Here is a 9264-nt window from a genome sequence, read left to right as displayed (position 1 = left end):
GAGCTGGCGATCCCGAGAGAAGGCCACCTTGAAAAACACACCCACAAAGGGCTAATCACACCACACCTGTCTTGGGCGGCTCCCTATGGCCGCTTTTCAGACGTTCACGTATGGCCGGTTTTGAGGTGTTCACCGAGGCTTTGAGACGCACGGTCCCATTGCTGAAAGGCGGTCAGGTGTAGCTTCCGAACACGAGCGCCACTGGCCGCTTCCCGCGAAAATCGGAAAGCCTCACCTGGACGTTGCCGTCCGGATCCTGCAGTTCGAAATCCGGGGCGATGTCGCCCACCTTGGGAGATTTCGGATCCATCGAGAGCTGCCAATCGAGCTCTTCATTCCGCCACTCCTCGGCATGGAGCAGGAGATCCGCGCCGAGCGTCAGGTTGTCTTCGCCCTCCCAGAGCATGAAGAGGGAGGCCACCGCTGCGAAACCGATGGCGCCCAATCGAACGAAGCGCCCCGGCGAGCGATCGGATTCGGAGAGTCCTTGCTCGACCAGGAGAAGAAGCAGGAAGGCTCCAATCCCGGCGATGAGCGAAACCATCGCGGGCGCGCCCAGGAGGAACGGCGCAAACAGAAGCAGGCCCAGCAGCAATCGCAGAGCCCCGAAGCGGCGCGTACGTTCTGCGTCCATTTCGACCGCACCGAGCCGGCGAATCCAGCGCCCGCCTTGTCCGGGGAAGAAGAAGTCGAGGATTCCGCCCGCCACCAGACAGCAGGCGAGGGCGGTGTGAAGGACGCCGACGGCGCCGTGAAGGCCGTAGACCAGCAGCGTCCAGACCAGGTTGGAGGCATCCACGACGGTCTCGTAGCCGGGATCCATCAGGGGCTCCTCCAGATTGTGGGTTCGCATGTAGACCGGTGGCGCGTCAGACCCTCAAGATCGTAGCCCGCGAGCAGGTCTGGCGAGGCGGCCGCGGGCACCTCAGGAACACCTGGCACGAGTTGCATGGAGGTGAGGAGGCATCTACGATTCGAATGTGAATGTGAATTCCTACTCCTATTTGGTGAAATTCAACGCTTGAAGACCCACACCTCCAGGATCGACGATCTCCGCTGGGCCAGGCCGGCCCATCAGGCGCGCAGCCAACGCACGCTGGAATTGCTGCTCGACGCAGCCGAAGCCGAGATCCGCGAGAAGGGTTACGCGGATGCGTCGGTCTCCGAGATCGCTCGCCGGGCAGGTTGCTCGGTGGGCACCGTCTATCGGCGCTTCCGCGACAAGACCGCGCTGCTCCACGCCCTCGACGAGCGTTGGGGCGAGGCGTTCCGCGAGACCATGGAGGATGCGGTCGCACCCGAACGGTGGCAGGGTGCTCCCATCCTGGAGTTGTTGACGGGCTACATCGAATTCACGCTTAGCGAGGGTCGAGATCGCGCAGCGCTGCATCGGGCCGCGCTCACCATGGCATCCCGTGATGCCGGCTTCGCCGAACGGCAGTTGAAGCTGGCTGCAGAACTCCAATCACGTCTGCGCGCACTACTCCTCGAACGGGTCGACGAAATCGGCCACGCCGATCCTCCCGTGGCCGTCGATTTCGCCCTCGAGCAACTGAGAAGCATGCTGATGGTTCGCCTGGCGGCACTTCCGCTCGAAGACTCGCTCTTTGCCGGGAACGACGAGCAATTCATCGACCAGGCACTCACGAGCGTCGCTGCCTATCTGAAGCTCGAAGCACGACTCGCATAGCGTCGGGTCAGGAGGGGAACATGGAAGAGCGGAGCATTCCGAAGGCCGATCTCGAGCGAGCTCCCGCCTCGGGGTTGAGTCGCCGCCGATTCCTCCACCTCAGCGGGCTCGGCATGGCGACCCTTCCGCTGCTTCACTTCGAAAGCCAACCGGCGGAGGCGGCCGCCACGGCGAAGCCGAAGCTCGCGAGCTGGGAGGATCTCTACCGGGAGCGTTGGACCTGGGATCGCGTTGCGAAGGGCTCCCACGGCTGGCTGAATTGTCGGAGTGCGTGCAACTGGGATCTCTACGTCAAGGACGGGATCGTCGTCCGCGAAGAGCAGACGGCCAACTACGAGGCTTCGGAACCCGGCGTGCCGGATTTCAATCCGCGCGGCTGTCAGAAGGGCGCCTGTTACACGGAGGTGATGTACGGCCCGAGCCGATTGACGGTGCCGCTCAAGCGAGCGGGTGAGCGCGGCGAAGGAAAATGGAAGCAGATCAGCTGGGATCAGGCGTTGAACGAGATCGCCGAGAAGCTGATCGACATCTGCGAACGCCATGGCGGTGAGGCCCTCGTTCAGGACCTGGGGCCACACTTCGATCTGGGCGCGACCAACGCAGCCCGGAACCGCTTCTTCGGCATGCTTGGCGCATCCCTACCGGACGACTGGGCAGAGATCGGAGATCTCAACGTCGGTGCCACACTCTCCCTCGGTATTCCCCACATCGGCGGATCTGCCGACGAGTGGTTCCTCTCGGACTACCTGGTCGTCTGGATGATGAACCCCTCCGTCACCCAGATGTCCGATGCCCACTTCCTGTACGAGGCGAAATACAACGGCGCGGAACTCGCGGTCATCGATCCGGTGTACAGCGCGACGGCGATGCGGGCAGACCAATGGCTCCCGATCCGGCCCGGCAGCGACGCGGCCCTCGGGCTCGCCACCGCACGCCATATCTGGGAGAGCGGGCGGATCGATCTGGACTACGTGCGAGAGCAGACCGACCTTCCGATCCTGGTCCGGCTCGATACGGGTCGCTTCCTCCGAGAGTCCGATCTGCGCACCGGAGGCGCCGACGACCTGCTGTACATGTGGGATTCGAAGAAAGATGGCCTCGTCCCGGCGCCGGGCTCCCAGGGCAACGACGAGCGCGTGAAGCTCTTCTTGGAGGGGCTCGAACCCGTGATCGAGGGGCGCTTCGAGGTAACGCTCGCGGATGGCACGAGTATCGGAGTCGCGCCCGTGGGCGCGCTGCTCCGAGAGCACCTCGAGCCATGGACGTTCGACCACACGGCGGGGGTCACCGGTCTCGATCCTGCGGTGGTCGAGCAATTCGCCGAGGGCTTCGCTGCCGCTGAACGCCCGATGGTGCTCTCGAGCTGGGGTTCGAATCGCTACCTCCATTCGGACCTGATCAACCGCACCAAGCTCCTCTGTCTCTCGCTCAAGGGAGCGATCGGAAAGAAGGGCGCGGGCTATCACTCCACCGGCTGGGTCGGGATCGATGGCTTTGGCCTGGTGGCGAACGATGCAGGTGAGGGATTCCTCGGAACGCTTCGCGGCATGGCAAAGGTCTTCGGCAGCGCCAAGGTGATCGGGATGTTGGTCGATCAGATCGCCGGAAAGAAGTCGGAGGCGCAGTTCCAGCACGAGTTGTCGCGCCACCTGACGACCGGCGAGGATTCATGCCTCACCAACTCGGCGAGCCAGAACTACAAGTTCCAGGGCGTGGCCAAGGATTTGGCGCGCGAGCAGGATCACCTCTACCCGAAACCTCTAGCCGCCTACGTCGAGGAATCCGAGGCGAAGGGCTGGATGCCGACGCATCCAGCAAAGAACATCGAGCCGCGTTGCTGGGTCACGGGGGGCAGCAACGTCTTGCGCCGCAGCAACCTGCCTCAGCGCATGCTCGAAGAGCTCTGGCCGAAGCTCGAACTGGTGATCGACGTGAACCAGAAGCATACCTTCACGGGGCTCCACGCCGATTATCTGCTGCCCGCTGCCGGCTACTACGAGAAGCCGGGCATCAAGTACTCCGTGGCCTACGTGCCGTACCTCCACTACTGCGACCGAGCGGTCAAGCCCGTGGGCGAAGCGAAGGACGAGTGGGAGCTCTACTCGCTGCTGGCCGAAACCATCCAGCGCATCGCCATCGAGCGGGGGCTCGAACCCACCCAGGGCTGCGGCACGCAGACAGTGGATCTCCGGACCTTCGCCGATCGGTTCTCGTTTGCTCGCGAATACGGGCCCGAGGATGCGGAGGCGGTCAATCAGCTCATCCTGGAGAAGAGCCCTTCGGCCGAAGGAATGACCGTCGAGAGCCTCAAGAAGACCGGCATTGCGAAGTATCGGAATGTCGGCGGAATGGGAATCCAGGAGAACCTCTTCAACTCGGAGTGGAAGGGGGAAGGCGTGATGCGAGCGCTCACGGACATGAGCGAGCAGCGCTGGCGTTGGCCGACGCTGACGGGCCGGCAGCAGTGCTACATCGATCACCCCTGGTTCATCGAGGCCGGCGAGAGTCTTCCCGATCACAAGGAGAGCCCGAAAGCCGGCGGAGACCATCCCTTCCAGTTCGTTTCGTGTCATTCGCGCTGGAGTATCCACAGCGTCTGGCGTGACACCTCGATGCTGATGCGCCTGCAACGCGGCGAGCCTGTCGTCTATCTGAACCCGGCCGAAGCCACGAAGCTCGGAATCGAGGACGGCGCGTGGTCGAAGATCAGCAACGACTACGGTTCGATCCACATGCGCGTAAAGCACTCGAGCATGGTCCGTCCGAAGGTTGCCTACTACTTCCATGCCTGGGAGCCGCATCAGTTTCCGGAGCACAAGAGCTACAAGTGGCTGATTCCGGGCCTGATGAATCCGCTGCATTTCGCGGGAGGCGAGGGCCATCTCGGCTGGTTCTTCGGCCATTACACGCCGGGCACCCACGTTCAGGACACCCGGGTCGCCATTGCCGCGTCAGATGGACCCTCCGGGAAGGGAGAAGAAAGTTGAGCAACGAATCCGTGAGCCGTCAGGTCGCCATGGTGATGGATCTGAACAAATGCCTGGGCTGCCAGACGTGTACGGTCGCCTGCAAGAAGCTCTGGAATCGCGATTCTGGCGCCGACTACACGTACTGGAACAACGTCGAGACGCTGCCCGGAAAGGGCTACCCCGGCCGTTGGCAGGAGACTGGCGGCCGCAACGCAGATGGCTCGGTCAAACGAGGTGAGATCCCGAGCCTCGAAGGAGACTACGGTCGCGCCTGGAAGTTCAATCACGCGGATGTCGTCCGGTCGAACTCCAAGGAGGGAAGTACCTGGCTGCGGCCAGATGGCGATCCCAAATGGGGGCCGAATTGGGACGAGGATCGCGGAGCTGGAACCTACCCCGAGGACAATCACTACTTCTACCTTCCCCGGATCTGCAACCACTGCACCCACCCCGCCTGCCTGGATGCGTGCCCCCGCGCCGCCATCGAGAAACGCGACGCGGACGGGATTGTTCTGGTCGATCAGGATCGGTGCCACGGCTACCGCTTCTGTGTCGAGGCCTGCCCCTACAAGAAGGTCTTCTTCGATCCGGAACGGCAGGTCGCCAACAAGTGCATCTTCTGCATGCCACGCGTCGAGGAAGGCGTTGCGCCAGCCTGTGCGCGGCAATGCCCGGGCCGGCTGCGCTTCGTCGGTTACCTGGATGACGAAGACGGGCCCATCCACAAGCTGGTAAACGCATGGAAGGTTGCGCTGCCCCTGCACCCGGAATACGGGCTCGAGCCCAACGTCTTCTACGTCCCGCCTATGAGCCCGAGCGCCATGGACGCAAAGGGCCGGCCGACGGGTGAGCCTCGGATCCCGACGGCGACCCTCGAAGGCCTGTTCGGGCCCAGGGTGCACGAAGCATTGGCCACGGTCGAAGCGGAGCGCGCCAAGCGAAAGCGCGGCGAGCCGAGCGAGCTGATGGATCTGTTGATCGCCTACGACTGGAACGAGAGTTTCCAGCTCGGTGCCGGCGGGTCGGTCTGGCCCCGCGAAGGGAGCGCGTGATGGCGAAGAGCCCCGGGAAGGTCGCGTTGATTGCGGCGCCCATCGGAATGCAGCCGGGTGGCTATGTCCCGAAAGCCTACGCGGGCCGCGACAACGCGCCGATGACACCGAGCCTCGAGCTGGAGGTGGCCCGTCCGCCGGGCAGTTGGCGCCTACGCCTACGCTGGCCATGTCCGGAACCGGTGAAGGATGTGAGCGACGATCCTTCGCTCTTTCCCGACGCGGCCGCGCTTTTTTCTCCGCAGCACGAGGACGCACCCTGGGTGACGATGGGCGCGCCCGGCATGGGTGTGGATGGCGTGCTCTGGCGAGCGGACCACGAGAGCCTCCACGCCGTTCGCGCCGAGGGCCTCGGCAGCATGAAGCGCGACACGGCTCCCTCTGGCTGGCGATTCGCCGCCGGACATGAGCATGGCTTCTGGCAGCTCGAGTTCACGTTGTCTGGTTGGGACACCTTGGACCGTTCGGGGCGCGTTGCGGCGGCCATCTGGCGGGGCTCTGCGCACGATCGCGGCGGCCTGAAATCCGTGACCGGGGGATGGCTGGAGGTGGGCTGAGGATGAACGAACGGCTTGCCGCCGCGCTTCCCTTCGTAGCCTGGTCGCGTGTCTGGAGCCCCTTGGCACCGGAAGCGTTGCGCGAAGAGGCATGGAGAGAGCTCTCCCTGCCGGGACGCTTCGCTGAGCAAGAGAGCGCCTTTCTGGATGCGTTCGTGGTCGGGCTCGGAGGCCCTCAGGTGCCGCTCCTTCTCCATGCAGCGTTGGGCAAGGATGGCGGGGCGGTCCGCGAGGATTGGATGCGTGTCGTTCAACACCTCGACCTTCGCTGGAAGGAGCAGACACTCCCGCCCGATCACCTCGGCGTTGCTTGCGATGTCATGGCTCTTGCCATCGAGCGGGAGGAGGGCGTACTCATTCGCGAACTGCGAACGCGCTACCTCGATCCGTGGTGCGAGATCGCGCAGGAAAGGCTGGCAGGAAGGGAAGGCGCACTGGCCCGCTTGCCCGCGAGCTTCTCCGCCGATCTCGCAGGGGCCGGGTGACGGCCGACGGACAGGCCATGAGATGGCCCAAGCCCGTGGTAGGCTCCCGCCACCCCTCGCGGAGTCGAACCCTTGAGCACACCGATTCGAATTTTCGTCGCGCTTCCCGGCGTCGTCATGCTTCTCAATGCAGTCGGTTGGCTGTTCCGTCCGGCGGCCACCGCGGAGAGCCTTGGAATGCCGCTGCTCGACGGCCTCGCGCGCAGCACCCAGATCGGGGATCTGGGAGCGTTCTTCGCAACCTCCGGCATCACGATCCTGCTCGGCGTATGGAAGCAGGAGCGCATCTGGCTGTATTGCGGCGCAATGTTGCTCGGGGGCGCCGCCGTGATTCGCACGCTTTCCTGGGCGGCCCACGGCGCGGATCTGGCAACCACGTTCATCGTCTCGGAGATCGTCATGATGGCCATCCTCCTCTTCGGGGCATCGAAGACTCCTCGACAAGGATGATCGCGGAACTCCTTCGCTCTGCGGAGCACACGCCATTCGTCTAGTGGCAGCGTATGTGTCAGAATGCCGTCTCCAGTTTCGGAGGGACGATCGCGATGAAACTCGGCACATCGGCCGGCGCATTCGGTAAGCAAGCGAACGTCAAACCAGGCGCCTCCCAACGCTTAGCGTTGGAAGTGGTGGTGGAGGAGATGCTCTGATGACAGAAATCCATCGAATCTGGGGCGCGGAGATTTCGCCCTACTCGGTCAAGGTGCGTTCCTACTTTCGTTACAAGGCCATCCCTCACGAGTGGATCCTGCGCGGACCGGCAGAGATGGAGGAGTTCAAGAAGTACGCGAAGCTCCCCTTGATCCCCGCCGTGGCGACTCCGCAAGAGGAAGGCTTGCAGGATTCGACGCCGATCCTCGAGACGATCGAGGCGCGGAACCCGGAGCCTTCGATCCATCCGAGCGACCCGGTTTCCAATTTCGTTTCGGCGTTGCTGGAGGAATTCGGTGACGAATGGGGCAACAAGTGGATGTTCCATTTCCGCTGGGCTCGGGAGGCGGATCAGAACAGCACGGCCGCACGCCTGGCTGCGGTCATGGCACCCGGCGTCGAAGGTGAACAGCTTCAGGGGATCATCGGTGGCGTGAAGGACCGCATGGTGAACCGCGTCTGGTTCGTCGGCTCGAACGAGAAGACCGCGCCGCAGATCGAGCAATCCTTCAAGGACGCGCTTGCGTTGGTCGAGACGCATCTCGAGGGGCGCCTCTACTTGTTCGGTGGGCGTCCGGCTTTCGGCGATTTCGGGCTCTGGGGCCAGATCTACAACGCCTGGACCGACCCGACCTGCAAGGAGATCATCGAAGCAGGGCATCCGAACGTGTTGGCGTGGATTCAGCGCATGCTCGATCCGAAGAGCGAGGGAGAATTCGAGCCTTGGTCGGCCCTCGAGCCGACCCTCATGCCGCTCCTCCAGGAACAGGTGGCCGGGCTCTTCCTGCCCTGGTCCGAGGCGAACAGGCAAGCGCTGGAAGCGGGCGAGGAGGAATTCACTGTCGAGCTGGCTTCGGGCGAATGGACCCAGAAACCCCAGAAGTACCATGCACGTTCCCTTGCGAAGCTGAGAGAACGCTACGCCGCCGTGACCAACAAGGCCGAGCTTGATCCGGTGCTCGACGGAAGCAGCTGCCTCCGCTGGCTGAAGGCCTAGCATGGGAACGGCCATCGTCATCGGAGTCGGGGCCGAGACGGGTGTTGGCGGCGCTCTCTGCCGACGCTTTGCCAGCGAGGGCCTGCATGTGCTCGTAGGCGGGCGTACCCCGGCAAAGATCGAAGCCGCGGCCGAGAGCTTGCGACAGCAGGGCGGGCAGGCGACTGCGGTTCAAATCGACGCGACGAAGAGCAGCGACATTGCACGGATCTTCGATGCCGCCGAGGAAGCCGGCGGCGTCCCGGAGCTGGTAGTCTACAACGCGGGCAACAACCAGTTCAGCGGGCTGCTCGATATGAGCGACGAGTTCTTCGAGCAGGTCTGGCGGGTTTGTTGCTTCGGTGGCTTTCTCACGGGCCGCGAGGCAGCGAAGCGCATGCCACCTGCGGGCGGCGGAAGCCTGCTCTTCACCGGTGCGACGGCGTCGATGCGAGCGCGGCCTCCCTTCACGGCTTTCGCCTCGGCGAAGGCTGCCCTGCGAGGCGTAGCCCACGGGATCGCGCGGGAGTTCGGGCCCCAGGGCTTGCATGTAGGCCACGTGGTGATCGACGGTGTGATCGACGGCGACATGGTGAACGAGCGCATGCCGGTGATCAAGGAACGTCTCGGTGCCGAAGGCATGCTGCAGGTGGATGACATCGCTGCCACGTTCTGGATGTTGCACACCCAGCCAAAGAGCACCTGGACCCTCGAACTCGACATCCGGCCCTTCAAGGAAGGCTTCTAGGAGTCTGCGCGGTAGAAGCGAGATCGGCCGCGTAGCGTGGGATTCTCGGTTGAATTGTTGCGGTGAGTAGGGTCTGGGGCGCCCGGGACCGCGAAGGCTCCGGATCGGGTGTGAGCCGGGGTTGCCCTGGAAGCCG

Annotated in this window: 9 protein-coding genes; 8 read left to right on the top strand and 1 reads right to left on the bottom strand. The window is 63.8% G+C overall.

From position 1 onward, the window contains the following. Positions 1–172: 172 nt before the first annotated feature. A complete protein-coding gene (locus GY937_00375) occupies positions 173–823 on the bottom strand; it encodes a hypothetical protein (GenBank protein MCP5055161.1) in 651 nt (216 codons plus the stop codon). Between the two features lie 198 nt (positions 824–1021). On the opposite strand from GY937_00375, the gene GY937_00370 reads away from it, so the two are divergent. The 8 genes from GY937_00370 to GY937_00335 all read left to right on the top strand — a co-directional run bounded on the left by GY937_00370 (position 1022) and on the right by GY937_00335 (position 9128). Continuing rightward, on the top strand, positions 1022–1690 hold the full coding sequence (locus tag GY937_00370; protein ID MCP5055160.1) for a TetR/AcrR family transcriptional regulator: 669 nt from the start codon (positions 1022–1024) through the stop codon (positions 1688–1690). Between the two features lie 20 nt (positions 1691–1710). Next, positions 1711–4677, top strand: coding sequence for a molybdopterin-dependent oxidoreductase (locus GY937_00365; GenBank protein ID MCP5055159.1), 2967 nt, complete (start codon positions 1711–1713; stop codon positions 4675–4677). Between the two features lie 29 nt (positions 4678–4706). After that, positions 4707–5711 carry a respiratory nitrate reductase subunit beta gene (locus GY937_00360; protein MCP5055158.1) on the top strand — a complete coding sequence of 335 codons (1005 nt, stop codon included), beginning with the start codon at positions 4707–4709 and terminating at the stop codon, positions 5709–5711. Then, complete coding sequence (locus tag GY937_00355; GenBank protein MCP5055157.1) at positions 5711–6268, top strand: hypothetical protein; 558 nt, start codon at positions 5711–5713, stop codon at positions 6266–6268. The genes GY937_00360 and GY937_00355 overlap by 1 nt, the downstream gene beginning before the upstream one ends. 2 nt (positions 6269–6270) lie before the next feature. Further along, a complete protein-coding gene (locus GY937_00350; GenBank protein ID MCP5055156.1) occupies positions 6271–6753 on the top strand; it encodes a hypothetical protein in 483 nt (160 codons plus the stop codon). Between the two features lie 72 nt (positions 6754–6825). After that, positions 6826–7203: a hypothetical protein gene (locus tag GY937_00345; GenBank protein MCP5055155.1), complete on the top strand. Its 378-nt coding sequence runs from the start codon at positions 6826–6828 to the stop codon at positions 7201–7203. 199 nt (positions 7204–7402) lie between these two features. Beyond that, positions 7403–8401: a glutathione S-transferase family protein gene (locus GY937_00340; protein ID MCP5055154.1), complete on the top strand. Its 999-nt coding sequence runs from the start codon at positions 7403–7405 to the stop codon at positions 8399–8401. Position 8402: 1 nt separating this feature from the next. Then, positions 8403–9128 carry an SDR family NAD(P)-dependent oxidoreductase gene (locus tag GY937_00335; GenBank protein ID MCP5055153.1) on the top strand — a complete coding sequence of 242 codons (726 nt, stop codon included), beginning with the start codon at positions 8403–8405 and terminating at the stop codon, positions 9126–9128. Positions 9129–9264: the final 136 nt, after the last annotated feature.

The organism is bacterium (assembly GCA_024228115.1).
Classification (GTDB): Bacteria; Myxococcota_A; UBA9160; order UBA9160; family UBA6930.
Note: the sequence above shows the minus strand (reverse complement) of the source record. Positions and strands in the feature narration are given on the sequence as shown.